Origin of the sequence: Methyloversatilis sp., from assembly GCF_030698125.1 — a bacterium.
Classification (GTDB): Bacteria; Pseudomonadota; Gammaproteobacteria; order Burkholderiales; family Rhodocyclaceae; genus Methyloversatilis.
In genome coordinates this window covers 1-25,554 of the sequence record NZ_JAUYNV010000055.1, presented here as the reverse complement: position 1 = coordinate 25,554, position 25,554 = coordinate 1, and the positions used below count along the sequence as shown (strand labels likewise).

Annotated in this window: 36 protein-coding genes and 1 tRNA gene; 18 read left to right on the top strand and 19 right to left on the bottom strand. The window is 60.3% G+C overall.

Annotation, left to right across the window (positions count from 1 at the left end; genetic code table 11):
- Window positions 1-87: 87 nt before the first annotated feature.
- Window positions 88-354 carry a hypothetical protein gene (locus Q8Q80_RS18205; RefSeq protein ID WP_305634273.1) on the top strand — a complete coding sequence of 89 codons (267 nt, stop codon included), beginning with the start codon at window positions 88-90 and terminating at the stop codon, window positions 352-354.
- Window positions 355-520: 166 nt separating this feature from the next.
- Here Q8Q80_RS18205 and Q8Q80_RS18195 read toward each other — a convergent pair whose 3' ends face one another.
- On the bottom strand, window positions 521-1,138 hold the full coding sequence (locus Q8Q80_RS18195; RefSeq protein ID WP_305634272.1) for a hypothetical protein: 618 nt from the start codon (window positions 1,136-1,138) through the stop codon (window positions 521-523).
- 303 nt (window positions 1,139-1,441) lie between these two features.
- On the opposite strand from Q8Q80_RS18195, the gene Q8Q80_RS18190 reads away from it, so the two are divergent.
- The 4 genes from Q8Q80_RS18190 to Q8Q80_RS18175 all read left to right on the top strand — a co-directional run bounded on the left by Q8Q80_RS18190 (window position 1,442) and on the right by Q8Q80_RS18175 (window position 2,899).
- Window positions 1,442-1,672 carry a hypothetical protein gene (locus Q8Q80_RS18190; protein WP_008060588.1) on the top strand — a complete coding sequence of 77 codons (231 nt, stop codon included), beginning with the start codon at window positions 1,442-1,444 and terminating at the stop codon, window positions 1,670-1,672.
- A complete protein-coding gene (locus Q8Q80_RS18185) occupies window positions 1,669-2,052 on the top strand; it encodes a type II toxin-antitoxin system death-on-curing family toxin (RefSeq protein ID WP_305634271.1) in 384 nt (127 codons plus the stop codon). The genes Q8Q80_RS18190 and Q8Q80_RS18185 overlap by 4 nt, the downstream gene beginning before the upstream one ends.
- A gap of 275 nt (window positions 2,053-2,327) precedes the next feature.
- On the top strand, window positions 2,328-2,594 hold the full coding sequence (locus Q8Q80_RS18180; protein ID WP_305634270.1) for a YlcI/YnfO family protein: 267 nt from the start codon (window positions 2,328-2,330) through the stop codon (window positions 2,592-2,594).
- Entirely contained in the window at window positions 2,591-2,899 is a 309-nt protein-coding gene (locus tag Q8Q80_RS18175; RefSeq protein WP_305634269.1) for a type II toxin-antitoxin system RelE/ParE family toxin, read from the top strand. The genes Q8Q80_RS18180 and Q8Q80_RS18175 overlap by 4 nt, the downstream gene beginning before the upstream one ends.
- 112 nt (window positions 2,900-3,011) lie before the next feature.
- Here Q8Q80_RS18175 and Q8Q80_RS18170 read toward each other — a convergent pair whose 3' ends face one another.
- From Q8Q80_RS18170 to Q8Q80_RS18160, 3 genes are read right to left on the bottom strand one after another with little or no spacing between them, the layout of a single operon-like run.
- Window positions 3,012-3,245 (bottom strand): hypothetical protein, encoded by a 234-nt coding sequence (locus tag Q8Q80_RS18170; RefSeq protein WP_305634268.1) that lies wholly within the window; start codon window positions 3,243-3,245, stop codon window positions 3,012-3,014.
- 8 nt (window positions 3,246-3,253) lie between these two features.
- Entirely contained in the window at window positions 3,254-3,532 is a 279-nt protein-coding gene (locus Q8Q80_RS18165) for a hypothetical protein (protein WP_305634267.1), read from the bottom strand.
- Window positions 3,529-3,834, bottom strand: coding sequence for a DNA-binding transcriptional regulator (locus Q8Q80_RS18160; RefSeq protein WP_305634266.1), 306 nt, complete (start codon window positions 3,832-3,834; stop codon window positions 3,529-3,531). Before Q8Q80_RS18160 ends, Q8Q80_RS18165 begins: the two co-directional genes overlap by 4 nt.
- Window positions 3,835-4,011: 177 nt before the next feature.
- Between Q8Q80_RS18160 and Q8Q80_RS18155 the strand changes: the two genes are divergently transcribed.
- The 3 genes from Q8Q80_RS18155 to Q8Q80_RS18145 are packed head-to-tail and all read left to right on the top strand — an operon-like array spanning window position 4,012 to window position 4,675.
- Complete coding sequence (locus Q8Q80_RS18155; protein ID WP_305634265.1) at window positions 4,012-4,242, top strand: hypothetical protein; 231 nt, start codon at window positions 4,012-4,014, stop codon at window positions 4,240-4,242.
- A gap of 17 nt (window positions 4,243-4,259) precedes the next feature.
- The gene (locus tag Q8Q80_RS18150; protein ID WP_305634264.1) at window positions 4,260-4,451 is read left to right on the top strand and encodes a hypothetical protein; all 192 of its coding nucleotides are present in this window, start codon (window positions 4,260-4,262) and stop codon (window positions 4,449-4,451) included.
- Window positions 4,448-4,675 carry a hypothetical protein gene (locus Q8Q80_RS18145; protein WP_305615035.1) on the top strand — a complete coding sequence of 76 codons (228 nt, stop codon included), beginning with the start codon at window positions 4,448-4,450 and terminating at the stop codon, window positions 4,673-4,675. Before Q8Q80_RS18150 ends, Q8Q80_RS18145 begins: the two co-directional genes overlap by 4 nt.
- A gap of 3 nt (window positions 4,676-4,678) precedes the next feature.
- On the opposite strand, the gene Q8Q80_RS18140 is transcribed toward Q8Q80_RS18145, so the two are convergent.
- Both Q8Q80_RS18140 and Q8Q80_RS18135 read right to left on the bottom strand, forming a co-directional pair.
- Window positions 4,679-4,918, bottom strand: coding sequence for a DUF2442 domain-containing protein (locus tag Q8Q80_RS18140; RefSeq protein WP_305615037.1), 240 nt, complete (start codon window positions 4,916-4,918; stop codon window positions 4,679-4,681).
- A 35-nt stretch (window positions 4,919-4,953) separates the two neighbouring features.
- A complete protein-coding gene (locus Q8Q80_RS18135; protein ID WP_305615039.1) occupies window positions 4,954-5,214 on the bottom strand; it encodes a DUF4160 domain-containing protein in 261 nt (86 codons plus the stop codon).
- Between the two features lie 254 nt (window positions 5,215-5,468).
- On the opposite strand from Q8Q80_RS18135, the gene Q8Q80_RS18130 reads away from it, so the two are divergent.
- Both Q8Q80_RS18130 and Q8Q80_RS18125 read left to right on the top strand, forming a co-directional pair.
- Window positions 5,469-5,663 carry a type II toxin-antitoxin system VapB family antitoxin gene (locus tag Q8Q80_RS18130; RefSeq protein WP_305634263.1) on the top strand — a complete coding sequence of 65 codons (195 nt, stop codon included), beginning with the start codon at window positions 5,469-5,471 and terminating at the stop codon, window positions 5,661-5,663.
- On the top strand, window positions 5,660-6,055 hold the full coding sequence (locus tag Q8Q80_RS18125) for a PIN domain nuclease (RefSeq protein ID WP_305634262.1): 396 nt from the start codon (window positions 5,660-5,662) through the stop codon (window positions 6,053-6,055). The genes Q8Q80_RS18130 and Q8Q80_RS18125 overlap by 4 nt, the downstream gene beginning before the upstream one ends.
- Before the next feature lie 144 nt (window positions 6,056-6,199).
- On the opposite strand, the gene Q8Q80_RS18120 is transcribed toward Q8Q80_RS18125, so the two are convergent.
- On the bottom strand, window positions 6,200-6,559 hold the full coding sequence (locus tag Q8Q80_RS18120) for a PIN domain-containing protein (RefSeq protein WP_305634274.1): 360 nt from the start codon (window positions 6,557-6,559) through the stop codon (window positions 6,200-6,202).
- Between the two features lie 44 nt (window positions 6,560-6,603).
- Window positions 6,604-6,879 (bottom strand): antitoxin, encoded by a 276-nt coding sequence (locus tag Q8Q80_RS18115; protein WP_305634261.1) that lies wholly within the window; start codon window positions 6,877-6,879, stop codon window positions 6,604-6,606.
- Between the two features lie 205 nt (window positions 6,880-7,084).
- Between Q8Q80_RS18115 and Q8Q80_RS18110 the strand changes: the two genes are divergently transcribed.
- The 5 genes from Q8Q80_RS18110 (at window position 7,085) to Q8Q80_RS18090 (ending at window position 12,340) form a co-directional block, all read left to right on the top strand.
- Window positions 7,085-7,258, top strand: a complete 174-nt coding sequence (locus Q8Q80_RS18110; RefSeq protein ID WP_305634260.1) for a twitching motility protein PilT — start codon at window positions 7,085-7,087, stop codon at window positions 7,256-7,258.
- Window positions 7,259-7,786: 528 nt separating this feature from the next.
- On the top strand, window positions 7,787-7,930 hold the full coding sequence (locus tag Q8Q80_RS18105; protein WP_305634259.1) for a hypothetical protein: 144 nt from the start codon (window positions 7,787-7,789) through the stop codon (window positions 7,928-7,930).
- Between the two features lie 286 nt (window positions 7,931-8,216).
- Window positions 8,217-9,461 (top strand): hypothetical protein, encoded by a 1,245-nt coding sequence (locus Q8Q80_RS18100; protein WP_305634258.1) that lies wholly within the window; start codon window positions 8,217-8,219, stop codon window positions 9,459-9,461.
- Window positions 9,462-9,606: 145 nt separating this feature from the next.
- On the top strand, window positions 9,607-11,076 hold the full coding sequence (locus Q8Q80_RS18095; RefSeq protein WP_305634257.1) for a hypothetical protein: 1,470 nt from the start codon (window positions 9,607-9,609) through the stop codon (window positions 11,074-11,076).
- 412 nt (window positions 11,077-11,488) lie between these two features.
- Entirely contained in the window at window positions 11,489-12,340 is an 852-nt protein-coding gene (locus Q8Q80_RS18090; RefSeq protein WP_305634256.1) for a hypothetical protein, read from the top strand.
- Between the two features lie 118 nt (window positions 12,341-12,458).
- Here Q8Q80_RS18090 and Q8Q80_RS18085 read toward each other — a convergent pair whose 3' ends face one another.
- From Q8Q80_RS18085 to Q8Q80_RS18050, 8 genes are all read right to left on the bottom strand, one after another.
- Entirely contained in the window at window positions 12,459-13,112 is a 654-nt protein-coding gene (locus tag Q8Q80_RS18085) for a type II toxin-antitoxin system VapC family toxin (protein ID WP_305634255.1), read from the bottom strand.
- Window positions 13,113-13,270: 158 nt separating this feature from the next.
- A complete protein-coding gene (locus Q8Q80_RS18080; protein ID WP_305634254.1) occupies window positions 13,271-14,641 on the bottom strand; it encodes a reverse transcriptase domain-containing protein in 1,371 nt (456 codons plus the stop codon).
- Window positions 14,638-15,171, bottom strand: a complete 534-nt coding sequence (locus tag Q8Q80_RS18075) for an SLATT domain-containing protein (RefSeq protein ID WP_305634253.1) — start codon at window positions 15,169-15,171, stop codon at window positions 14,638-14,640. Before Q8Q80_RS18075 ends, Q8Q80_RS18080 begins: the two co-directional genes overlap by 4 nt.
- Window positions 15,172-15,541: 370 nt before the next feature.
- A complete protein-coding gene (gene cynS, locus Q8Q80_RS18070; protein WP_257081594.1) occupies window positions 15,542-15,985 on the bottom strand; it encodes a cyanase in 444 nt (147 codons plus the stop codon).
- Window positions 15,986-16,015: 30 nt separating this feature from the next.
- Window positions 16,016-16,879 (bottom strand): ABC transporter ATP-binding protein, encoded by an 864-nt coding sequence (locus Q8Q80_RS18065; protein WP_305634252.1) that lies wholly within the window; start codon window positions 16,877-16,879, stop codon window positions 16,016-16,018.
- A gap of 16 nt (window positions 16,880-16,895) precedes the next feature.
- The gene (gene ntrB / locus Q8Q80_RS18060; protein WP_305634251.1) at window positions 16,896-17,747 is read right to left on the bottom strand and encodes a nitrate ABC transporter permease; all 852 of its coding nucleotides are present in this window, start codon (window positions 17,745-17,747) and stop codon (window positions 16,896-16,898) included.
- Window positions 17,744-19,105: a CmpA/NrtA family ABC transporter substrate-binding protein gene (locus Q8Q80_RS18055; RefSeq protein WP_305634250.1), complete on the bottom strand. Its 1,362-nt coding sequence runs from the start codon at window positions 19,103-19,105 to the stop codon at window positions 17,744-17,746. The genes ntrB and Q8Q80_RS18055 overlap by 4 nt, the downstream gene beginning before the upstream one ends.
- Before the next feature lie 22 nt (window positions 19,106-19,127).
- Window positions 19,128-19,913 (bottom strand): DJ-1/PfpI family protein, encoded by a 786-nt coding sequence (locus Q8Q80_RS18050; RefSeq protein ID WP_305634249.1) that lies wholly within the window; start codon window positions 19,911-19,913, stop codon window positions 19,128-19,130.
- Window positions 19,914-20,127: 214 nt separating this feature from the next.
- On the opposite strand from Q8Q80_RS18050, the gene Q8Q80_RS18045 reads away from it, so the two are divergent.
- A complete protein-coding gene (locus tag Q8Q80_RS18045; protein ID WP_305634248.1) occupies window positions 20,128-20,802 on the top strand; it encodes a PEP-CTERM sorting domain-containing protein in 675 nt (224 codons plus the stop codon).
- A gap of 543 nt (window positions 20,803-21,345) precedes the next feature.
- Here Q8Q80_RS18045 and Q8Q80_RS18040 read toward each other — a convergent pair.
- Window positions 21,346-21,612: a hypothetical protein gene (locus Q8Q80_RS18040; protein WP_305634247.1), complete on the bottom strand. Its 267-nt coding sequence runs from the start codon at window positions 21,610-21,612 to the stop codon at window positions 21,346-21,348.
- A gap of 177 nt (window positions 21,613-21,789) precedes the next feature.
- Between Q8Q80_RS18040 and serS the strand changes: the two genes are divergently transcribed.
- The gene (gene serS / locus Q8Q80_RS18035) at window positions 21,790-23,070 is read left to right on the top strand and encodes a serine--tRNA ligase (protein WP_305634246.1); all 1,281 of its coding nucleotides are present in this window, start codon (window positions 21,790-21,792) and stop codon (window positions 23,068-23,070) included.
- A 100-nt stretch (window positions 23,071-23,170) separates the two neighbouring features.
- Window positions 23,171-23,260, top strand: a tRNA-Ser gene (locus Q8Q80_RS18030).
- Between the two features lie 86 nt (window positions 23,261-23,346).
- Here Q8Q80_RS18030 and rnhA read toward each other — a convergent pair.
- Complete coding sequence (gene rnhA, locus Q8Q80_RS18025; protein WP_305634245.1) at window positions 23,347-23,874, bottom strand: ribonuclease HI; 528 nt, start codon at window positions 23,872-23,874, stop codon at window positions 23,347-23,349.
- A gap of 688 nt (window positions 23,875-24,562) precedes the next feature.
- On the bottom strand, window positions 24,563-25,108 hold the full coding sequence (locus Q8Q80_RS18020; RefSeq protein WP_305634244.1) for a hypothetical protein: 546 nt from the start codon (window positions 25,106-25,108) through the stop codon (window positions 24,563-24,565).
- Window positions 25,109-25,554: the final 446 nt, after the last annotated feature.

Sequence of the window (25,554 nt, the reverse complement as noted above, 5' to 3'; positions counted from 1 at the left end):
GGTCCGCTCCTCCGAAGGGCCAAACGGTCGCGTTTTTCGTAGGAGCCTGCCCGGCCGGCGATCCGGTCTTCGGACACGCGGCAGCGCTTGATCGCCGTACGGATCGCGGACAGGGCCCGCTCCTACGAAAACCGCGCTTCGCCCCTGCAGGCGATTCCCGTTTGCGAAATCGCGGCATCGCGTGATCAACGTGCGCATCACGCGACCGACGTCTTCCTGCGCATCAATGGCTGCCGACTGAATCAGTCGCCTGCCGTCGTATTCGCCCGGATGATGGAAATGTCCGACGCCGGAACCTTCGACATCGCCCATCTGGAGCCGTGCTTGCGCGGCATGGTTCGTCGGGCGGAATAGCCGACAACGGGGAAGGGTGGCCATGTGGCGCAGTACGAGATCGAGAACGACGAAACCGTGACCATTCTCGCGGTCAGGCATCAGCGTGAGGATGGTTACCACCGATTCGGCGGCGCGGCCCCCGCCTCTGTGCGATGGCGGGGCCGGCCCGGCGAAACAAGCAGCCTCAATGGCCGGCGTCGGGCATGCAGTCGTCCAACGGATCCAGCAACTCACCCCGCAGCAGCGCGATCGGCGATTTCCAGTACAGGTCGACGTTGTGGAAGGGGTCGGTCAGTATCTTGCAGGCCCAGGCGAAGCCCCATGACGGGCCGCGCAGCAACGACAGATGCGCGGTGCGCAGGGCAAGTCCGCCGGCACCCAGCAGCAGCCAGGCGATGCCGGTGTCGTGGGCGAAGCCGGCGAAATCGCGGGCCGGCACGATCAGGCCGAACAGGTCGGGGCGCAGTTGCAGCAGGACCGGGATGGACAGCCAGACGCCGATCAGCACGCTCTTGCGGTGCATGTTGTAGCCGGCCTTGATGGATTCCTTGTACGCGTAGCTCACGCCGTGTATGTGGTCATGACCGCGCGGCTCCCAGAAGATGTGGCCGGACTGGCGCGTCACCATGCCGACCAGCCATCCCACGAGACCGGCCATGGCCGGGTCGGTGAACAGCAGCGCATAGGCGCACAGAAAGCTCACCGCGCTGACCAGATGCAGGGTCTGGTTGATGCGGCTCTGGTGGTAGTAGCGATGGTCGTCCAGGCGCAGAGTGCGCACCTTGTCCATGAATCGCAGCATGAGAACGGGCTCCCGGGAAGTCGATGACAGGCGCTCACGATTGCGCCTGCCTGTTACCGTCAGGCGACCGTATGGTTGCAGCATGTTTGCAATCAGGCTTCGTTTGCGGCAGATCAATGTCAGGCGACGGGAGATTGCGATCAGCGTCTTCCGTGCGTTGCTTTTCAAGCGCTACCGGCGAGCGCTTGTTGCTGGAGCCTGCCTGTCGTCCAGTCGCACCTCTGGATTCGCTGTTGAGCCCGAGCGTGGCCGCAGCGTCATGATCTATCATGACGCGTCAAGACGAATCCTGATGGAGGCGACATGTCCGCCCAGACTCGCGAAAAGTTCTCGTCCCAGGCATCGCCCGAAGTGCTGGCAGCGCTGCGGCAGATCGCCGAATCCGAAGGGCGTCAGTTCCAGGTGGTGCTGGACGAAGCCCTGCGCGACTACATCGAACGCAAGGCGCAGGGGCGACCGCGCAGACATGTCATGGAAGCGTTCGCGGACAGCCTCGGCGAATTCGACAGCCTGTACCGCGAACTTGCCAAGTGAGGGCACGGGATTACCTGACCCTTGCCGACGTGCTTGCGCTGCATGCCGTACTGATACAGCGATACGGCGGCAGCGCGGGCCTGCGTGACGCCGGTGCGCTCGAATCCGCGTTGTTCCGCCCGCAGTCCGGCTACTACGACGACATCGTGGCCGAAGCTGCGGCGCTGTTCGAAAGTCTCGCCATCAACCACCCCTTCATCGACGGCAACAAGCGTGTCGCCTTCGCCGCGACCGACGTTTTCCTGCGCATCAATGGCTGTCGACTGACCCAGTCTCCGGACGCCGTATTCGCTCGCATGATGGACATGTTCGATGCCGGCACCTTCGACATCGCCCATCTGGAGCCCTGGTTGCGCGGCATCATCGCCCAGCCGGAATAGCGGATAGCAGGAACGCTCATCGATTGGCGATGCGGCGAGAGTGGTTTTTCAGAAACCGGACGAGTAGTGCCGAGGGAAATTTTGCTGCGTCCCCTGTTTTAGCGGTGGCACCGATGAGGGCGTTGCGTCCCGATTCTTGCGCGATTTTCGACGATGTCTCCCGCTCCGCTTGCACACCGGGGCGTGCACTCGGTGTGTCTCCTTTCCAATTGCCTCGTTCTGCCGGATCAGCCACACTCCAGATTGCATCGCAACTGCAACGCAAAGGATATTCGATGAAGACCGCCACCCTCCCATCCCTGCGCGTCGAGCCCGAACTGAGGGACGCTGCCGAAAAGGTGCTGCAGGAAGGCGAAAGCCTGTCCAGCTTCGTCGAGACCTCGATACGGGAGAGCATCGCCCGCCGGCAGATGCAGGCCGAATTCCTCGTCCGCGGCCTCGCGTCGCGCGACCGTGCGCGAGAGACAGCGCGCTACATCGACGCCGATGACGTGCTGGGCCGCCTCGACACGATGCTGGCCGCCGCCAGAGCGGGCAGGTGAGCTATCGCATCCGCTTCACCGAAGAAGCGGAAGTCGATCTGGTCCGTCTGTATCAGTTCATGCTCGAACGCGACGGTGCCGACCTCGCGCTCGCCGAGCGCGCGCTGGACGCCATCCGGAAGGCATTCAGAAGTCTGGAATTCATGCCTTTCAGCTTCCGCAAGGCAACATCCGACAATCCATTTCTCCGCGAGATCGTCATTCCGTTCGGTGCGAGTGGCTATGTGGCGCTGTACGAGATCGAGAACGACGAAACCGTGACCATCCTCGCGGTGAGGCATCAGCGTGAGGATGATTACCACTGAGTCGGCGGCGCGGCCGGCGAGTCACGCGGGGCAGGCCGCGGAATGCTCACGCAAGAACCGTGACGGCTTGGCTTTTGGCAGGAGCCGACCCCGTTTGCGACACGCACGTTGATCACCCGATTTCACATGTTGAGCGACGGAAATCGACTGCATCGGCGCTGCTGTTGGGGGGCGTCGAGCTCGACTCGCCGCCCGCAACGCCGGCCGGCCATGCGGGGCTGGCCGTGGATGCTTTTACCAAAACCGAGCTGATGTGGGCATTTCGTAGGAGCGGACCCTGTCCGCGATAGACCCGTTGCGCAAGCGTCATCCCGTGTTCGGCGATGGGCAGCGGATTGCGGGTCATCGGCGAATTCAAGCGCCGGCAGGGCGCTTGCGCTCATGTACAGGCAGGGGCGCATCGAGTTCAGTCACACGGGCGGCTTCCAGCGCCGCGACGAACGCTGCGTCCACCTCGCCGAGAGCCTGCAAAGTCTGCATCAGCGCGGCGCCGCGCCGCGATTGCGCGGGCGAAGGCTCAAACCGCCCACCTGTTACGCGCACTCCGGCCGCGTCCTTCATCTGCCCGACCGATTCGAGCAGGTCGCGTTTGAAGGTTTCCAACGCGGACGTCTCTTCGATTCCGGGTTTCACGCCAGTACCTCCAGGCCCTTGCGCTCGACCAGATCCAGCAGCTTCAACGAAGGCCCGTTGGGGTGCTTGTCGCCGCGTTCCCACTTCTGCACCGTCGACACGCTGGTGTTCAGATAGGCGGCGAACACCGCCTGGCTGGCCCGACAGCGCAGGCGCAGATTCCTGACCTCATCAGCGGTGTAGCGCCTGACCGGCGGCAGGCAGGTCGCGTCGAATTCGCGCAGGGTTTGCGCGTCGATCAGCCCGGCGTCGGCGAAATTCTGGGCGGTGTCGCACAAGGTCTTCAACAACCGGCCAGTCATGGTGTACCTCTATCAGTTTGCCTTTGCGCAGCGCATGTCCTCGCTGTTGCGAGGTACCCGATTGTCCCAAGCTCACTGTTGCGGTTCAACCTGCATTCACGGTCCGCCGTGGAGGCGTCGAAGCCGTTTCCCAATGAATCGGGTCGATCCGCCGCGAGTCCAGGTGCCCGAATACGGATGAATACACGCCAGAAAATCATCATCATCGCGGGCCCCAACGGTGCCGGAAAAACGACTTTCGCGCGCTCCTTCCTGCCGGAAGAGGCGCGATGTCCGCATTTCATCAATGCGGATCTGATTGCCGCGGGCCTGTCGCCCTTTGCGCCGGAAACTGCTGCACTCAGGGCCGGGCGCCTGATGCTGCTGGAGATGGCTGCATGTGTGCAGCGCGGCGAGAGTATTTTCTGACCCTGCCCAGTGTCGATATGGCCATCGCGCGTGTCGCCGAACGGGTCAGGCAAGGTGGGCACGACATTCCGGAGGCGGTGATCCGCCGCAGATTCTCTGCCGGCCTCAAGAACTTTGAAGACAGCTACAAGGCGCGCGTGGATGCCTGGGCCAGGTATGACAACGCCGGTACCGCGCCGTCGTTGATCGAGTGGGGAGAAAACGCATGAAGATCAAGGATATTTCCGAAGCGCGGGACCCGGACCTGCGCGCGTCGATGGCAGCCCTGCAGCGTGCCGCCGCGCTCGCCAGAAAGACGGCGATCCAGACCGATACCGGCATCGTCGTGGTGAAGGGCGGCAGGCTGGTCCGCATTTCCGCCGACGAACTGCGCCTCGAAAGCGATCAGAAGCCCGACGAGAAGCAAGCGCCGCGACCGAAGAAGGCAGGGTGATGGTTAGAAGGGGACAGACCACGATTTATTCGTCCGGATCTGCTCGTACATCCAGGCTGGGTCCATGTCTGCTCCGTTGGGCCATGTCACCACACCCAGATCCAGGCGTGCCTGATCGAAACAAGCCTTGTCCTTGAGCGCTTCGAAGACGCCGCATTCCGTGGCAGTCAGAATGGCTGAAAAATCCACGATGCCGTTCGTGTCATCCATGAACGTGACCGCAAGGCGATGATCGGGCAGCACCGAAAGCGCCTTGACTCGCCAGGGTGCGGCAGGGATTACTCCAGCGGTTTGATCCGTTTCGGGTGTTGTCTGGATTGGCACAGGTTCCAGTCCTCCATCAGTTCAGTGCGATGTTCGATTGCCCATTCAATGGTCAGCGCAAGTGCCCGGCGAGGCAGGCTGCCACCTATCACTTCGAGCGTCCGGATGTCGATCAGGGCCTCGTGTTCGGCATACATCGCATGGAAATGTGGCGGGGCATGTTCGCGCCAGAACATCTGGATGACGATACCGAAGAACTGGCTGATCGTGGGCATGGCTGGAATTATGCGCCCGAAGCCTGTGAGGCGTCCCCGATCCCGTACTCCAGAGTGGTCGCCGGTTTGAACCCGGCCGGCTTGGAGGATCCGTTTCCTCCGGGCTGGCCCGACAGGGTCAGAGCAACTCGCCGAAACACTCCATGGAGTCAGACCCTATTCTTCTTGCTGGAGCGGGCCCATCCGCTCCATCGCAGCTCACGTTACGGGCACATCCGCTGGAATGTGTAAAGATCGGTTCGGAGATACACATCATGCGCACCAATATAGAAATAGACGACCGGTTGATGAGCGACGTCCTGCGCCTGACCGGCGCCCGGACCAAGCGTGAGGCCGTTGAGATGGGGCTACGCACCTTGTTGCGCCTGCGCCAGCAGGAAGAAATCCGCCGCTTCAGGGGCAAGCTTCAGTGGGAAGGTGACCTCGACGCGATGAGGGCCGACGCTTGATCCTGGTCGACTCCAGCGTCTGGATTGATTATTTCCGGGGCACCGCCACCCCGCAGGCCGAAAGGCTGGACGCACTGCCGGGCAGCGAACTGCTGATCGTCGGCGACCTCATCCTGACCGAAGTGCTGCAGGGCTTCGGCAGCCAGCGGGATTTCGATCAGGCGCGGAAGCTGCTGGCAGGGCTGGACGCTGTCGACATCGGCGGTCAGGACATTGCAATACAAGCGGCGCGTCACTCCCGCGCGCTGCGCGAGCGTGGCATCACGATCCGCAAGACAATAGACGCGCTGATCGCCACCCGCTGCATCGAATCGGATTACGCGCTGCTCTACAGCGACCGCGACTTCGACCCTTTCGTCGAACATCTCGGGCCGACTTCGGCACTGAGCTGAACTGGGCTGTGGTGGAAGAGGGCAGAGAAATCCGGGGAAATTTTGCTGCGTCCCCTGTTGTGACTATCGCTTGTTGAGCATGCTGTGGCCCGAGCTTGAACCGCGCACGACATGCGGGGCAGCCACGCCAGCCGCAGGGCGAATTCAAGCGTCGGCAGCGGTCACCCAGTCCTCGACCCGCAGGCCTGTCACGCGTTTGAATTCCCGGGTGCGGTGGGTGACCAGCGTTGCGCCTTCAGCCAGTGCGTGACAGGCGATCCACAAATCGTTCGCACCGATCGGCGTGCCGCTGTCCTTGAGTCGGGTGGCCTGCTCGGCATAGTGCCGGCAGATGGCTGCATTGGAGGGGTAGCGCACCGGCACCTGCAGCGCCAGCGTTTCAAGCCGGCGCACCACTTCTGTCTTGCGGGTGCTTCGCTCTGCACCCTTCAGTAGTTTGGCCCAGGTCACGAAAGACATGCACAGGCAGTCCTCCGCGGGCAGGGCATCAATGCGCTGCGCAATGGCGGGCGTTTGCTGTTGGAGCAGATAGATCAGGATGTCGGTGTCTAGCAGGTAGATCGCAGGTCCTCGCGTTCCTGCATCGGCAGGGGCGACTCACGATCCGCTTCAAGCGCCGCGACAAACCCTGCATCCACCTCGCCCAGGGCCTGCAAGGCCTGCATCAGTGCAGTGCCCCGCTTCGCTCCGAGCGGGTGAATGATCAGGTCGCCCGCTTCGTTGCGCGAAATGCTGACCTGATCGGTGTCCAGCCTGAACTCGGCCGGAATACGCACCGCCTGGCTGTTGCCGTTGTTGAATACCCGTGTGGTCAGTGTTTCCATGGACACCTCATGTGTGTACGTATGAGTGTGTATGTTCAGGCGCGTTACCGGGTTCGGCAAGTCCGAGGGGAAACCTCAGGGTCTGTGCCCCATTCCTCATTCTGATCAAAGTGCTGAAGGGCTTCGACAGCAAGCGGGATTTCGCTCGGGCGCGGAAGCTTCTGACAGGGCTGAACACTGTCGACATCGGCGGTCAGCAATTGCAATGCAGGCAGAGCGTACCTGCTGCGCTCCGCGCGAGCGTGGCATCACGATCCGCAAGACAATAGACGCGCTGATCGCCACCCACTGCATCGAATCGGATTACGCGCTGCTCTACAGCGATCGCGACTTCGATCCCTTCGTCGAACGTCTGGGGCTAAGTTCGGCGATGAGCTGAATTGGGCCATGGTGGAAGAGGGCAGAGAAGTCGGGGAATGTTGCTGCGTCCCTTGTTTTCCCGCGCTATACAAAGGGGCCACTTCCGCGCAGCTGCCCTGTCTTATAGTAAGAATGCTGTGCAAAGGCGCGGACTGTCGTCGCCATCTGCCGCAGAACAAGCTGGCATGCGGACGACATCCAGCCGAACCGGCTGTCAAGGCTGTTGCTGCCTGAGCAAGGCGTGCTTCAATGCACCCCAGCACGTTCTAAACCGCGTTGATGTTGAATGGCTTTTACAAAAGCTATCCACGAGTTATCCACAGCTTGTTGGCTTGCGTGTGGAAAAACCGCGATTAGAATGTGTGACTTGCCTACCACCACTAGATATGGTGTTGCCAGCGCAGGGTCACCCTGCGGGTAGTGGTCGGATGGATGGGTGGCAGTCGGGGTTTGCGCCCCGACCGCCGGAGCCGTTTGCACAGCTCGGGATGGAACTTGAATTGTGCGCGGCGCGGCCTATGTGATCAACCTCTTTCTGGAGATCACTATGTCTTCCTCTACAAAGAAGACGGTGCACCGCAGCTCGGAATCGGGCCAGTTCGTGACCAAGAAGTACGCCGAGAATCATCCGCGTACGACTGAACGCGAACGGGTCCATACCCAGCAGCCCGCACCTACCAAGAAGAAGTAATTTACCTTGGGGAAGCCCCGGCAGAACCACTCTGCCGGGGCTTTTTGGTTCAGCGGTCTGTCAGCAGGTCGCGCAGGGCGCGGACCCGTCCGAAGAGCTCATCACGATGACGAATCGAATTGCGCGCTCTTGTACAGCGACCGCGTCCTCGATCCTTTCGACGAACGTCTGGGTCTGAGTTCGGCGTTGGGCGGAGGTGGGTTTTTGGTGGAAGAGAATGTAGAAGAACCAGGGGCAATGTTGCTACGTTCCCTTTTTCCACTGGTCAAGGATATGGAGAAAACACATGCGCGGCAGCATCGACAAGAGCAAGGAGCTTCTTTTCGTCACCTACGATCTCGATCAGGCGCTGCGCGCGACGATTCAGGAAATGCGGCAGGAGGTTGAGGCTCTGGACGAGAACCGGCTACTCAACACGTCCTCGGACGATCTTAAACGATACCTTGTCGAGAAGCACAGCGTCCTGCCGATCACACTGCAGCGCGATCAGTGGTATGCCGATCATGAGGACGTGCCGGTTGATGTTCGGCATGACCCCATGCGCTGGATCGACGACAGGAGTCGTCCGGCTATGGTTCCGGGTGAGCGCGTTGACGTTCGCGTCCCGTTCGAGGGTGAAGAGGAGCTGTTCTACGCGAAGGCCAACACCTTTACGATGAACCCGCCTCGGGCCGCCATCGAGAAGAACGAGCTGCTGCTGCGGTTCGAGTCGCCTGCGGACCAGCCGCGCGACGTACGGGCTCTTGTGGATCGGACCCTCGCCGACATCGAGCAGCACCTAGGATGGCAGCGCCCGATGATTGACGCGCATAACCAGGGCCTGCCGAGCGCAGCCGAACAAGTAGTCCAGCAGCGGCGCAGCCGCTTGCTGTCCCAGTCGCAGCGGGCGGAGGCGCTCGGAATCCCGATCCGGCGGCGGGCCGATGCGCCGAAGACCTATTCCGTGCCAACGGTCCGGCGCAAGGTGACCGCGACCCTTCCGCCCGCCACGAAGTTGCAGTTCAGGCCTGAACCGGCGCTGGAGATGGAGATATACGAGCAGGCACTGAAGATCGTTCAGGACATGACGTATGTCATGGAGCGCAGTCCTGAAGCCTTCAAGTTGATGGACGAAGAGGCGTTGCGCCAGCACTTTCTCGTGCAGCTCAACGGACAGTTTGAAGGGAAGGCCACAGGCGAAACCTTCAACATGGGAGGCAAGACCGACATCCTGCTGCGCGAGGGCGACCGCAACGTCTTCATCGCCGAGTGTAAGTTCTGGAAGGGCCCGAAAGCCTTCGGTGAGGCCATCGACCAACTCCTCGGCTACGCCACCTGGCGGGACGGGAAAACTGCGATCCTCGTATTCAATCGCGGCACCGAAACCTCAACGGTGCTCGCGGGCGTCGATGCAACGGCCAGGGCGCACGACAACTTCAAACGTCCCATCAATTGGCCCCATGAGAGCGGTTTCCGATACGTTTTTCACATAAGTGGCGACACGAACCGCGAGGTGATCCTGACCGTGCTCGTGTTTCACGTTCCGACTTAGGGCGAACCAGCTTCCGGGGCTGGTTGCGGGAGCCGACGAGCACAGTAAACACTGGCGCGCGTGATTGCGCCGCTGGGCTGTATGACTGCGGAAATGTTGCTAAGTCCCTTATTGTTCAGTAGGCCAGCTCATACGGGTGACACACATGAAGCACGATCCGTTATTTGATATCTCTGAGTCAGAAGGTGTCACAGAATCCGAGCGCATCCTCACTGGTCTTTGCCGCGACTCCTTCTTGAGTCTTTGGGCTCAGGCCAACGTCTTCACAGACGAAGGATTCAAGGACGGCAAAGGCGGGACAAAGGAACTTTGCGATGCCTTGGTCGTGTTCGGCGACGACGTCATCGTCTTCTCCGACAAGCATGTCAAGTTCCAAAACGACCGGAGCATCGATGTAGCCTGGCCCCGCTGGTATAAGCGCGCAGTGCTGGAGTCGTGTCGCCAGCTCCAAGGCGCTCGATCTTGGCTGCAGCGGTTTCCGGAGCGTGTCTTCCTCGATGCGACGTGCCGCCGCAAACTACCGGTCCCTGTTCCTACGGCTTCCGTCGCACGATTTCATCTTGTCGCAGTGACGCGAGGTAGCCGGGAGGCTGCGCTCGCTGCAGCTGGCAACGAAGGAACGGGATCGTTTGTGCTCGACAGTTCGGTTCGAGGCGATTCTCATCGAAAGCGGCCATTTACGATTGGGCTACCCGATCCTTTGAAGCCCTTTGTGCACGTGTTCGACGAGGTCAGCATTGTGCTCGTGATGCGAGAGCTCGATACAGCCGTTGATTTCATTGACTACCTCAAGGCGCGCGAGGCATTGCTAGGAAGCTCTGAGTGCAGCATTTTTGCTCCTGGCGAAGAGGAGCCATTGGCGGCATATCTCAGCAACTTGGACGAAGCCGGTGTCAGACGTGTCTTTTTCCGCTTACCACCCGACAAGCCCCGGCCGGACGAAGTCGTGTTCGATGGCAGTCACTTCGCTGCGTTGGCCAGCGATCCTGGTTATCTTCGGAAGAAGAAGGCTGATCGGATTAGCTATACGTGGGACGAACTCATTGAGCGATTCCTTAAGCTTGGATCCACGCGTCTTAATGAGCGGTTCATCAATCAGACAACTGCGGAGACCGAATCAGGTTTACGCTTACTTGCAGCAGAATCACGATTTCGGCGCAGGCAGTTAGCGGAGGCATTGTGCGGAATGCTGCAAAGAGCGAAGCGTGGTGACCGCATCGCTCGCGTGGCCTACAGTGGGGTTTCGGGGGAAACCGTCTACGTGTTTCTTGTGGTTTCAAGAAATAACCGAGAGATCTATGAGGACTATCGGAAGTATCGGCTCGGACTGTTGCATGCATACGTCCAAACAGCGCGCCTGAAGGCACCAAAAGGGACAACGTTTGTCGGTATCGCATTTGATAATCCTCAAAAAGACTACCAAGGCGGTTCAGAGGATCTTTTCGTACTCATGAAAGATGACTGGAGTCCCGATGAACTGGACTTTCTGGAAAAAATGCGAAGTGAACTTCAGTTGTGGGGTGCGAATATGGAGTGCTGGCGTTATCGACAGGACGAGTATCCTCAGGATAAGCAACTGAATTCGCTGGAACGAATCAAGGCGCCTGGCAACTGACATCTCATGCGGCCGCTAAGGAGACGCTGATTTAATAAACTGCTGTACACCATGGCGGGTGTAACCCATTGATTCAACAATATCTATTTTTTCTGAATTGATTAAATAAGTGGTTCTCTAAGGAAATATTGCTAAGTCCCGGATTTTCCGACCGTCCATCTTTACAGCTATTTTTCGAGCAATTTCGATGAACCGTCGACGACAGGAGTACCTAAAGTATCTTTTGAGTCCCAAATGGTCGGATGTCAGGACTCTTGCCCTTGAACGGACTAGTGGGCACTGTCTGTTCTGTGGCGACTTTGCCACCGAAGTTCATCACGTCCAATATCCCAAGAAATTTGGTGAAGAACATCCCTACAGTACTCTTCCAGTCTGTCGCCGATGTCACGATACTGCGCATGGAGTTGTTAATATGTCGAAAGAACTGACGAATGTTGAAAGATATTCTGAATTATCACCTACGGGTGGAAGACTTAAATACCTTTTGAGTGACGAGGGGCGAGTTTATGCGTCGGCCAAATCCTGGAGTCGTGCCCTCTTGGTGCCAGATTTTATGGTAGCCAATTTTGAGACTGGCCTTGCAAGGATGGCAATACTAAAAAAGGATTCCGCAGGAGGCGCGCTTGAGATGCTCTATGAGAGAACACCGGTGTATCGATGGCATGCTGTGGCCGCGCAACTTAGATCATTTGACCGAGAGTTTGGAAATACCGGTTACAAATCCCGATCAACGGTTGAGAGAAAGCAGCTTGAAGATTTTCACGAGAATTATGAGCGATTGACTAACTGGGGTTACGATCTTCAAGAGCGTGCAATAGCGGCAATGTTAAATGCTAGGGTTGCATCCCCAGCCTCGCGTAATCCTGTTACTCAGGATGCGCTCGTTGATGTTATCAAACAGGTAATTGCACCTCGTCTCCATGTTCATGATGAAAAGCTACAGGAGCATGGTGCGATCATTGAAGAAATCAGAGAGGCCATCCCTGCGCTGCGAGATGCGGCAGAATTCATACCTGTCAGGCAAGCGATCCAGGAACAAGGTTTAGACCCAACTGTGATGCCCTTGCATCCACGCTCCCGAGAGAATTTGTCTGGCCTTGCCGGTCAACTTCTTAAGAATCGCGCAGCAGAACAGGGCAGAACTGTTGTCGCACGAGTCGACGGAGTCTCAGCTACCACCGCAATGAATACGTATAGGCGCGGGGAAATTTATACTGTTCTTGAAGAAATCATGAACAATAAACAACAAAGTCTCGATATTTGATTCTAGATTTTAGTTCATTTGTACTAATGAAGAAGATGTATTGAATTTTCTGGTGCAATGAGTAAATCGGTCTAGGCTGTGACTCGAGATTTCACTATCTTCACTCCGCACTTGGCTTTTATGGAGTCGCTTCAAGAAGTATGTCCCACACCCTAACTCCTTCATTCTTGGCGGCTGCGATTAGATCACGATCCGCCGAGACCAATATTGACTCTAGCCCGCCAGAAAGATACTGATGCTCCTTCTTTATCCACTCTGCAGCGACTATCAGAAAGGCGTCAGACATATCCACGCCGTATTTGTGCACTATTTCAACCGTTCGTGCGGCTGTTGGAGGATAACCAATACGAGGTTCCTCAATTTCAAAGGTGTGCGATATGCTCTTCAGTACACTGCTTGAAATTTCGTTGTATTGATTGCACGAAATTTTTCTTCTTCGATAAAGATTTTTAACGTGCCCCAGAGTTTCGCCAAAACAAAGGTAGGTTGTTCGAAATACTATTTCATGACTTCTTCTTGCTTTCAGGCAAGAATGTACATGATTGCGAACCCTGTCGCTACCATCTTCATCAAGAAAGTATTTTATTAGTGCTGATGCATCAAAGTAGTGTGTGATGCACCCAAACCCATCTTGCCCAAAAAATGGATTGAGCCTTTCTCTATTGGATGGTATTTTAAATTCTTTTCGAAAGCAGGGGGTGCAGCGCCCATGGTTTCTAGAATGTGTCTCTGGTAGAATCTCTACGGAGCAAGTTATGCAAGGAATTTTCATTTTCGGCGTGATGGGGGTGTTTGATCGAGCGTACATGTGAGGGTGGGCTACAATTGAGCGGCGCTGAAATACAGATCTTTTCTGATGACGTTCCGCTGAGATTTTTCATTAATCGTAGGCCGTTTTCTGTTTCCAATGGTTTGATTTTTCAGTGCAGGTCATGACAATCCAGCTAGGTCTGCTTCTAGTTCCTTGACAGCATGCCGAATTCGAAGTTTGAACAGCTGCTCCACACGCTTGTCCGACAATCTTGATACCTTTAGATCACCCACAAACAGCGCCAAGATATTCCTCCTCTGGCTTACACTCATAGTGTCGAAGTTCGGGATGTATTTGTGAGAAGCCTTGTCCTTACGCCTGCTCTCGTAAAACGTCTTTAAGAACGATTTGGCGTGAAATGCACCCGTTGCGCCGAAGCGCGCAAGCAAGGAGGCGACCGTCTTCTGAAGAGCACGAAGGCAGGTAGTATCGTTAATTTGGGAGAAGTAGAAGATCCACCCGCGTCGGGTACCTTCGTAAATACAGCCTGTGATCTTTAGGTTGAGCCGCCATTCGCAGAGTCGCACCGCTGCCTCCCGTTGCGCCGGCGTACGAGCCTGCTCCATCCGGTATTTATAGTTAGTTAGGATTGCCGCAAGTGCGGATTCCAACTTATGAATGCTGTCGCGGCGGACAGACAGGTTGCCATTGTGGATCTGGTAGCCAAGGAAGCTAAAGGATTCGCTGAGCTTGCCGAATCGCGACTTGGAGTTTGGGATAGAAGGATCGTACGGTTCGAACTGTTTCGCGACCAATTGCTCGATCACTTCGTCAGCCACTGCCTTGGCCTGACCTGCAGCAGTGAGGATCAGGATGTCGTCTACGTACCTGAAATAGGCGATGTCTGTTCGGCTCGCGAAGAGGCTGTCGATCGGGTTAATTGCAATCTCGGCGAGCTGATTCGAGATTGATAGCCCTTGCGGTACGCCCTTTACTTTTCGCGCCGCGGTTGCAGACGACGATCCTTCAGGAATAGTGGGTGTCTCGACTGCGTTCGTGATCAACTCTAGAAACGCTTTTTTACGGACACGCTTTTTTATGGCTTTATGGAGTTCTGCGTGGGAGATGATGCCGTAGAAGTTGCGTAGGTCCAGCCGGACGAACTCTTGGAAGTGCCCCGAACTGAGAGCCTCTTTAAGTGCCTCAATCTTGGCTTGCGGTAAGCTGGGAATAGCGTCAGGGAAGACGTCTTGTAGCGCTTGGCAAAGCGCGCGTAGAACGATTCGATCGCGAGCGGTCGGGATCGAAAGCATGCGTGGCGATTGATCTGCACCTTTTGAGATCAGCTTCTGCTTATAGGCAGTGAACTTGTAGCTGCTGTCTGCCACCTTCCTTGTAATGACTGAGAGTTCTAGATTGAGCGTTTTGTGCAAGTTTGCGGGCCGCATCCGATCGACGCCTATAGCCCGCGTCTCCCTTATCCTTTCGACGTATATGCGCCTTAGGTTCTTTGGGCGAAAGCGCTTTGCAAAGTGCTTGCTGGCACTCATCGGAGCGCGGCAAGCAGCATACCGAAGGGTGCAACGTACAAGAGCGTGAAAATCGCCGCGCGTAGCGCCAAATACGCGTAGACCTCGAGTGCCTCAGAGTAAGTAGAGGGTCGTGTCAGCTGGCCTCCATGGAACACACGGAATCTCTTGTCATCCATCTCCGTGTGGTTCTCGACAGCCGCGAGTAATTCAGCGTACTTTGCGATGTCCGCCGGCGTTGGCGTCGCTGGGTTCAGAGCGTTGTGAAGGGCATGCAGGGCGAGGTAGTTGGAGCGCATGGCGATTGAGCGTCCCCGAAAGTCTTGGCTCGTCACGAACATGGACATCACCAACAATCCAACGGCGAGCACGGCTGCGGTTAGATCTGTATCCGACCCGAGTAGCTTCGGATATCGAACGGTGACGACCGCTAATGCCGCACTGAAGAATGCGTACCAAACAAGTAGCGCTTGCGAGTGGAAGTCATTCCGAGACAGACGCTGTGCTGCCTGTATTCGCGCTTTGTAGGTGAACCAAACGTTGTCTTGCACTGCTCCCCCTGCGGAGTTGGTGTGGTGGGGGCGGGAAAGTATGAAACAGGAAAATATTCCTTTCGGAATCAGCGACCCTGTGAAGAGCCGCAACGGCTGGCGCCGTTGTTTATTAGAGCCACCCTTGCTTTCGCGAGAGAAAGAACCCGCCCCCAAAATCAAGTCTATCGCGTGAGGGCGCTACTTCGCCAGCCTCAATAAAGGAAGCGAGAGAACCGGGGCAGACCACCCTTTCGTGATCGTTGCTTGATCTTCTTGAGCCACCTGACGGAAACTAGGCACAAGAAGAAGCCGCATGCCCTCCCGGGATCATGCGGCCTCAATGTGACCAGCGCCTCCGGCGCCAGTCAAGCACTTCGCATCAGTACGTTCAATACGTCTTGTACGGCAAAAACTTCCCGCTCATCGTAATGCTCACCCGATCCCCCGCCGGGTTGGCTTCGCGCGCCAGATCCATCTTGAAGTCGATGGCGCTCATGATGCCGTCACCAAACTCTTCGTGGATCAGGGCCTTGAAGGTGGTGCCGTACACGTTGATCAGTTCGTAGAAGCGGTAGATCAGCGGGTCGGTCGGGACGGAGGTGGGCAGGGAGCCCTTGTAGGGCACGACCTGCAGTTGCGTGACGGCGTCGGCCGGCAGGTCGAGCATCTTGCCGATGATGCCGGCCTGTTCGGCGGTGAAGGTCATCTGGCCGAGCAGGCCGGCGGTGACCCATTCCTTGCTGAGGCCGATGGCGCTGGCGATGTCGGCCCACTTCAGGCCCTTGGCAACCTTGGCTTCGACGATGAGGTCGGTGACGTCTTCGCGTTTCATGTGGTTCTCCTTTGGATGGTTGAGGGTGGGTCAGGCGGCCGCGCGGGCGGGTGCGCCGGGGTACACGAGGGGCGGGTTTTTCGGGTCCCAGTCGGCGCCGGGCGCGAAGGCGCGCGAGCGCTTCACGAGGAAGTCGACCAGGTGGTTGCGCAGCGGATAGAACTCCGGCTGCTGGTGCAGGGTTTCGCGGTCGCGCGGCCGGGGCATCGGGTTGACGACGATTTCGGCGATCTTCGCGCGCGGGCCGTTGGTCATCAGCACGATGCGGTCGGCCAGCAGGATGGCTTCGTCCACGTCGTGGGTGATCATGAACACGGTCTGCTTCGTGGCTTCGACGATGCCGATCAGTTCGCTCTGGATGCTGCCGCGGGTGAGCGCGTCGAGCGCGCCGAAAGGTTCGTCGAGCAGCAGCATCTTGGGTTCGATCGAGAACGCGCGGGCGATGCCGACGCGCTGCTTCATGCCGCCGGACAACTCGGCCGGCTTCTTGTCGATGGCGTGGCCCAGATGCACCATTTCTAGATACTTCACCGCGTGCGCGCGCACCTGTTCGCGCGTCCATTCCGGGTGACGGCTGCGCACGGCGAATTCGACGTTCTTCAGCGCGCTGAGCCAGGGCATCAGCGCGTGGCTCTGGAACACCACGCCGCGGTCGAGTGACGGGCCGCGCACTTCGCGGCCGTCCATGATGACGTGGCCGGCGGTGGCTTCATCCAGACCGGCGAGGATGTTCAGGATGGTCGTCTTGCCGCAGCCGGAGTGACCGAGCACGCAGACGAACTGGCCGCGCTCGATGCCGAAATGCACGTCTTCGAACACCGGATCGGGATTGGGCTGGCCGGCCTGCGGAAACTGCCGTTTCAGGCCTTCGATCTTCAGGAAGGGCTGGGTCATTTCAGTGTCTCCACGCTCATTCCCTCCAGGAGATCGCGCGCGCGACCCAGGCCAGCAGGTGGTCGAGCAGCATGCCGACCAGCCCGATCAGCAGGATGGCGGTGATGATGTTGGTGATGGAGAGGTTGTTCCACTCGTTCCACACGAAGTAGCCGATGCCGGTGCCGCCGACCAGCATTTCGGCCGCGACGATGACCAGCCAGGCGATGCCGATGGATATGCGCATGCCTGTGAGTATCGTCGGCGCGGCGGCCGGCAAAATCACCAGGAAGGCGCGGCGGATCGGTTTCACTTCGAGCGTGCGTGCCACGTTGAGCCACTCGCGCCGGACGGAGGCGACGCCGAACGCGGTATTCACCAGCATCGGCCACAGCGAACAGATGAAGATGACGAAGATGGCGGAAATGCCCGAGTCCTTGATGGTGTAGAGCGCGAGCGGCATCCAGGCCAGCGGCGAGATGGGCTTCAGGATCTGGATGAAGGGATCGAGCGCCTTGTAGACCAGCGGCGACATGCCGATCAGGAAGCCGAGCGGAATCGCCACCAGCGCCGCCAGCAGATAGCCGGCGAGCACGCGGGCGATCGAGTAACCGATCTGTATGCCCAGCCCCTTGTCGTTGGTGCCGCGGTCGTAGAACGGGTCCAGCACGTGTTCCCAGATCTTGGCCGCCACCTCGCCCGGGCCGGGCATGGCCGACTGGCCGCCGGTCGCCGCTTCGGCGCCGAGCAGCGCGGCGTACTCGGGGTCGACCGCCGGCCCGGCGACCGGGGCCGCCGTGGTCGAGGTCGCGAGGTACCACACGCCGACGAACAGCGCGAAGAACAGCACCGACAGCAGCGGTGCCAGCCAGGGTTTGTTGCGCGTCATGCAGATACCTTCCGGATCTTGAAGCTGTTCAGGTATTCCTCCGGCTTGGCCGGGTCGAATTCCTTCTTCATGACCGTGAACTTCTTGGTCGTGCTGGTCGGCACCTGCAGGCCGACTTCCTTCATCAGCGCCGCGGCGTCGGTGGCAAGGAACACCTCCTTGGCGATCTTCTGGTAGTCGATGTCGCCCTTGATCTGGCCCCAGCGCTTCATCTGCGTCAGGATCCACACGGCGAAGGATTCCCACGGGAAGGGCTCGAAGCCGATGCGGCCCGGTACCTTCTGGATGCCGCCGAGACCGTCGGCGTAGGTGCCGGTGAGGACCTGTTCGACCACGGTGACCGGCTGGTTCAGGTAGTTGGCGGGCGCAATCGCTTCGGCGATCTGCTTGCGGTTGGCCGGGTTGTTGGCGGTGGCGGTGGCGCTGATGACCGCGCGCAGCAGGGCCTTGTAGGTGTTCGGCATCGTCGTCACGAATTCCTTGCTGGCGGCGAAGGCGCAGCACGGGTGGCCTTCCCAGATGTCCTTCGTCAGCACGTGGATGAAGCCCACGCCGTCATACACCGCGCGCTGGTTCACCGGGTCGGGCGCGAGGAAGCCGTCGATGTTGCCGGCGCGCAGGTTGGCCACCATTTCCGGCGGCGGCACCGAGCGGATCTGCACGTCGGTGTCCGGGTCGATGCCGTGCTCCGCCAGGTAGTAGCGCAACAGGTAGTTGTGCATCGAGTAGTCGAACGGCACGGCGAACTTGAAGCCCTTCCACATCTTCGGGTCGCGCTTGTCCTTGTGCTTCACCCCGAGTGTGATGGCCTGGCCGTTGATGTTCTCGACTGCAGGCATCGTCCAGGGGATGGGGTTGGAGCCGGCGCCGACCGAAATCGCCAGCGGCATCGGCGACAGCATGTGCGCCGCGTCGTATTCCTTCGCCAGCGACTTGTCGCGGATCACCGCCCAGCCGGCGGTCTTCACGACTTCCACGTCGAGACCCTGCTTGGAGTAGTAGCCCAGCGGGTGCGCCATGATGATGGGCGTGGCGCAGGTGATGGGGATGAACCCCACCTTGAGCTTGGTCTTTTCGAGCGGGCCGGGCGAGGCGAAGGCATCCTTCACGGTGCCCAGCGGCAGGAAGGTGGAGATCGCCGCCATGGCCGTGCTGGTGCCGACGGCGCGGATGAAGTTACGGCGCGTTTCGTCGTGCGGGAACAGCGCGCGCATCACCGCGCCTTCGACCACGCGGTCGAGCATGGCTTCTTCCGACAGCAGTTCCGCCTGTTCGTGTTCGGCCTGGCTGTGGTGACGGCCGCACGAGCAGCCGCTCAGCTTCACATTGGCGTCGAACGGATTCCTGAAAGTGCTCATGGACGATCTCCTCGGAGGGGGCTTACTGGGAAAGAGGGGCGGGCTGGGAAAGTGGGACGGGCTGCGGTGCTGAATGCGAATGCGTTGATTGCGGCTCCGGCATGGCGTGGCACGGAACCGGGTTGGGCGCGTATTCGATGTCGTGTGCGTAGGTGTCGTAGGCGGCGGTGTATTCCATGCAGCGCGCCACCTCGCGGATGAAGCCTTCGTCGTAGCCGGCGCGGCGCAGCAGGTGAAAGCCCAGTTCCATGCCCGAGGCGATGCCGCCAGCGGTGACGATGCGGCCTGCGTCCACCACCCGGGCGCGCGAAATGCGGCAGGCGGGCGCGATTTCGGCCAGCCGGTCGATCGGCACCTTGCCCAGGTGCGACGCTTCGAGCCGGTCCGGTTCCTTGCGGTTGGTCGCCGGAATGCCGTCGAGCAGGCCCATGTGGCCGTAGATCCATGAGCCGGTGCACACGCTGGTCAGCAGGCAGGTCGCCGGCAGGGCGTCGATGTAGTCGTGCAGCCGCGTATTCCAGGTTTCCTGTCGCGTGCCGGCGCCGCCGGGAATCAGGAAGGCATCCATCGCCGGCTGGTCGGCGAAGCTGTAGTTGGGCAGCACGGTGAAACCCGCCTGCGCCTGCACCGGCCGCATCGCATCGGCGATCAGGAACACGTCCAGTTCCGGGTCGAAGCGCCGCGCCACCGAGAACACGCCGTGCGGTGCCGTGAAGTCGACGATCTCGGCGTCCTTGAACACATAGACGCCAAGCCGGAAGCCGCGCTTGCGTTGCGACATCATCGGAAGGTTTGCCGGCCGGTTCATGGTGCCCATGCTAGGCAGCCACGAACCGGCCCGGTATCACGACAGATGTGATTGTCGTGTAGTGCGTGCACTACAGCCCGTGCAGGGCACGTGTCGCGCGACTTTACAGTTCGTGCGCAACATGGAGGGCGAACCTTATGTGTTTCAATCACTTGCGGGCTGCGGCCTGCTTTTTGCTGGCGTGTCACACCTTCAGGCCCACAAGGAGTGCTTCATGACGTGTCACCGGATTCCGACCCTGCTTGCCACGCTCGGATTGACCACGCTGCTGGCAGCCGCACCGGCTGCCGCCGCAACAGACGTGCTGCTCGATTTTTCCGGCAACATCTGCGGCAACGACGGTAACCAGGTCTGCACAAGCGGCCTGGTCATCGGCCAGAGCTACGGCGATATCGCCGGCGTGCTCGACGTGTCGCATCGAACACTGCTGGCGAGCACCGGTCAAACCTCTGCACCGAGCCTGAATTTCTGGTCGGAGGGCTACAGTGGACTGGTGGATGTGGCGTGGGGCGGTTTGAATGCTTCGCTGTACAGCGCTGAATTCACCTTCACGCCGGGGAGCGGTCACATCGTCACGCTGAACTCGATGGATTTCGGCGATTACCTGAACCGCAATGATGGCTCATCCGCCGTCGTGCTCGATCTGCTCACCGGCGACACGTTGTGGAGTTCCGGCGCCTTCGACGCCGGCCTGACGCCGATCAGCTTCATGCCCGGCGTGTCGAGCGCCAACGGACTCGTGCTGCGTTTCGGTCCGGACAGCTTCAACACCGGCATCGACAACATCTCGCTGACCGTCACCCCGGTGCCCGAACCGGGCGTCTGGGCCCTGTTCGCAGCCGGCCTCGCCCTGGTCGGCGGGCTGAGCCGCCAGCGTTCGCGCGGGTAACGACCCCGGGCTGAGTAAGGGTCGCGACCGGGCGGTCGCGCCTGCAGAAAACCGAGCCTCGGCTGTAGGAGCGACCCCCGGTCGCGATCCGCGCGTTGATCGTGCGCCGGTGCGTGTTCGGAGGGTTGAATCGCGAGCAGGGCTCGCTCCTACAGAAAACCGTGCCACTCCTGTAGGAGCGACCGCCGGTCGCAATCCGCGCGTCGATCATGTGCCGGTGCGTGTTCAGCGGGTGGAATCGCGAGCAGGGCTCGCTCCTACAGAAAACCGTGCCTCCGCTCTGTAGGAGCGACCCCCGGTCGCGATCGGCGCGTTGATCGTGCGCCGGTGCGTGTTCGGAGGGTGGAATCGCGAGCGGGGCTCGCTCCTACAAGAACGTGCCACTCCTGTAGGAGCGACCCCCGGTCGCAATCCGCGCGTTGATCGCGTGTCGACGCGTGTTCCAGGGCGTCGCGCGCAGGACATGGTGAGAAGCGGAATCTCGCAGGGGTGTGAGATGTCGCGGGTCGTGGCCGTTGACGGCGGAGCCTGGCGGGTGCGGCCTCAGTGCAGCTCGGTACGATGCACGGTGCAGAAGCGTTCGATCGCGGCCTTGGTGCGTGCGCGCTGATCCGGGTCCAGGTGCTCGGACGCCTGCTTGTCGGCGTCCTGAAGGATGCGCAGCATCAGGTCGGCACCGCCTTCGCTTTGCAGCATTGCACCGGCCAGCGTGGCGGCGAGCATGGTCGGCAGACCGGTGTAGTCGGCGAGTACACCGACTTCCAGTTCGCTCAGATTGCTGTGATCGAGACAGTCTCGAAGTGAAAGCATGACGATTGCGTGAGAAGGGAAAGGCTGCCTTACTATACCGTTGCAGGCGGTGGTCGCTGTTAGAATTTTATGTTGCAACGTGTGCACGACGATCGTGCCGGAACGCCCTGCGCACGCGGTGTGTGACGGCCCGGCCCGCGCGCTTGCGCTCCGACTCCACCGCTACAGGTTCACTTCATGCTAGACGCCCAACTGCTGCGCAGCCAGCTCGCTTTTGTTCAGGAACGCCTCGCCACACGCGGTTACACGCTGGACGCCGCGCGCTTCCAGTCGCTGGAAGAGGAACGCAAGCGCATCCAGACCGACACCCAGGACCTGCAGGCCCGACGCAATGCCGCGTCGAAGCAGATCGGCCAGCTGAAGGGGAAGGGCGAGGACACGTCGTCGGTGATGGCCGAAGTGGCCGGGCTGGGCGATGCGCTGAAGGCCGGCGAAGAGCGCCTGGCCGTGGTGCTGGCCGACATGCAGGCCTTCGTGGCCTCGCTGCCCAATCTGCCGCACGAATCGGTGCCGGTCGGCAAGTCCGAGGCGGACAACGTCGAGGTGCTGCGCTGGGGCACGCCGCGCAGCTTCGATTTCGAGGTGAAGGACCACGTCGACGTCGGTACTGCGCTCGGCGGCCTCGACTTCGAAACCGCGACCAAGATCAGCGGCGCGCGCTTCACGCTGCTGCGCGGCGGCATCGCGCGCATGCACCGCGCGCTCGCCCAGTTCATGCTCGACACGCACACGCTGGAACACGGCTATACCGAGCTGTACGCGCCCTATATGGTCAACGCCGAGAGCATGTTCGGGACCGGGCAGCTGCCCAAGTTCGAAGAGGATCTGTTCGCCGTGCCGCGCGGCGACGGCAGCAAGTTCTACCTGATCCCGACCGCCGAAGTGCCGGTGACCAACATCGTGCGCGACACGGTGCAGTCGGCCGCCAGCCTGCCGCTGAAGTTCGTCTGCCACACGCCGTGCTTCCGCTCCGAAGCCGGTTCATACGGGCGCGACACGCGCGGCATGATCCGCCAGCACCAGTTCGACAAGGTGGAGCTGGTGCAGATCGTCACGCCCGACCAGTCGTGGGCGGCGCTCGAAGCGCTGACCGGCCACGCGGAAACCATCCTGCAGCGGCTCGAACTGCCTTACCGCAAGATCGCGCTGTGCACCGGCGACATGGGTTTCGGCGCCGCCAAGACCTACGATCTCGAGGTGTGGCTGCCGGCGCAGAACACCTATCGCGAAATTTCGTCCTGCTCCAACTTCGAAACCTTCCAGGCCCGCCGCATGCAGGCGCGCTTCAAGAACGAACAGGGCAAGAACGAAATCCTGCACACGCTCAATGGCTCCGGCCTGGCGGTCGGCCGCACGCTGGTGGCGATCCTGGAGAACTATCAGCAGGCCGACGGCTCGGTCGTCGTCCCGGCCGCGCTGCGTCCGTGGATGGGCGGTGTGGAACGCATCGGCGCCTGAGCGCCGATGCGGCACAAATGCGCGCGCCCGCTTTTCCGGCGCCGCGCACCCTGTGCTACACTGCGCGCCGCTTCACGACCATGAAGTGCCGCAGTACCCCGGAGAGGTGGCAGAGTGGTCGAATGTACCTGACTCGAAATCAGGCGTAGGCGCAAGTCTACCGTGGGTTCGAATCCCACCCTCTCCGCCAATGACATCTAGGCCCGCACTTCCCTTCTGAATCAAGGGCTTGCGGGCTTCGTTGTTTATGGCTTCACCACATGCCTTCACCACATGTCAGGCGGCCCCGAAAGGCCCCGCGCGCCGCTCCTGATCGCGCATCTTCTGGGTTGCCGCCTTGGCGAGCGTGTCGGCCCGCTCGTTGTGCTTGTTGCCTGCGTGCCCCTTCACCCATCGCCATCCGACGCTGTGCAGCGCCATGGCCGCATCCAGTCGCCGCCACAGGTCTTCATTCTTGACCGGCTTGCGGGCGGCCGTCTTCCAGCCGTTGCCCTTCCATCCGTGTATCCATTCGGTGATTCCCTTCTGGACGTACTGGGAATCTGTGAAGACGGTCACTTGCAGGGGCGCCTGCTTGAGGCTCTCAAGTGCCCCGATGGCGCCCATCAGTTCCATACGGTTACTCGTGGTGGCGGGTTCTCCGTCTGACATTTCACGGCGTCTGTCGCCGCGCAGAAGTACGGCGCCCCATCCTCCGGGGCCGGGGTTACCGCTGCACGATCCGTCCGTGTAGATGATGACGGGCTCCCCCGTCGGGGCGGCGCTGTCGGTGGTGGTGGTGTTGGTCTGTTCGTGTTGGTTCATGAGTGTGGAGGTTCCTTGCTGTGTTCGTGAAGGGGCACCGTTCGGGCGCATGTGCCCAAGGGTGCGGGGAGGTGCTGGGGTGTGTCGGGCTGCTAGCGGGGCTCTATGCCAAAGCCGTACTTGCGCCGCCCGCAGATAACCTCCAGCCCCGACCGGTCGGAGAAGAAGAGGACGTCTAGGAGTGCCCCAGAAGGGCGGAGGGGCGATCCAATGGGCGCGGCAGTGGCAACCCACACAAAGGCCCGCACGGAGGGCTTGGCAGCCTTCTGCGCGAGCCCTGCGAGGTACCGCATCGGCCGTATGCCGGAGGGGTTGCAAAGGGCGAAGGCGGGGACGTTGCGGGGCATGGTGGCGGACTCCTTGGGTGGGTGTGGAGTCGCCATGCTCGGGCCGGGGGAGGCCCCTTGCGCAAGCCCCCGTGTGCTACAGTCCGCTAAGTGGAATGACTATTCCTTCCACATATGGAAGTCTTCCGTTTGTGGGGATGTCGGGCTCCCTTGAGGAGTCAGCAAAAGGTGCAAACTGCACCCCCCAAGGGCTGCACCCTCAGGGCGCATTGGTGCCTCTGCGGTGCCCCTCTGACACGCCCCTGCATTGGGCCCCGCAGCATGTCCAGCCGCTTGCCCTGAAGGCGTCCCCTTGGGCTTCTATGCTCACCCAGCACACAGACCACTTCCTAAGGTAGGCCCTAGAAGTCGGTGTCTTCATCGTCGTTTGAAAAGGGCAGCGCGTCGGGGTCTGAGAGGGGCCCCCAGCCGTCATGCAGAAGGCTTGCCTCTATGAGCAGCTTGCTCAGCTTCTGGGGTATGGCTGGGTCGATCTGTCGGAGTGCTTCGACCAGTTCAAGCAGCGGGAGGTGTTTGCGCTCGAACCCTTCCTTGCGCAGGGCACGCTCAAGCGCATTGGTCTTCTTCTCGAATCGCTCGGCATCCGTCGTGCTTCCTCCGGTGATATCCAGCATGCGGACGCGCTGCCAGTGGAAGTCCCCGGGGTTGTGTTCGCGCTGTGTCAGGTCTTTGTATGCCGACCACATTGTTTTGACACTTCGCAGCCCCACTCCCGTAGCCGTGGCGACCTCGCGCTGGGTCAGCTTGCGCCGCCCGCTCAGCGCCTCGCACACAAGCCGCCATGCCGCGTCGCTTCGCTCCCGCCCGGTCAGGGTTGCCTTGTTGTCCTTGTTGCTCCGGAGGGCCTCCGCGCACGCTTCTTCCAGTCCGCCATCGACGGCCTGCACAGGGATCGGCTTCCGCCAGTCCGCTCTGCAATATGCCTCTAGCCTGTGGTGCCCATCGACGATTCCCCAGCGTTCTACACCTTCCCCAGACGGTGCCCATGTAACCCGCAAGGGCTCCCTGAAGGGCTCCCGCGTCTCCCGTAGGTACGTCACCATACTCCGCACCAAAGTATCGTCCAGCTCCTCGCGCATCTGGAAGACGGCCGGGTGGGTAACAAGCGCCTCCCGCCGTAGCCGTGTTGGGGCCGCGACAGGGGCGGGGAAACGCGCACGGGCTTCCTCAAGCTGTGCCTGCGCGGTCGCGCGTTGCTCGGGTGAAAGTGGTGGGGGGCTCATGAAGGGTCCGATGTGTGCCGCGTCGGGTTTGGGCCGACAAAACAGATGCGCAGAGGTTCTTAAATGCGAGTGAGAATCATTCGTATCTATAGTGAGTGTTTATCCCCCCC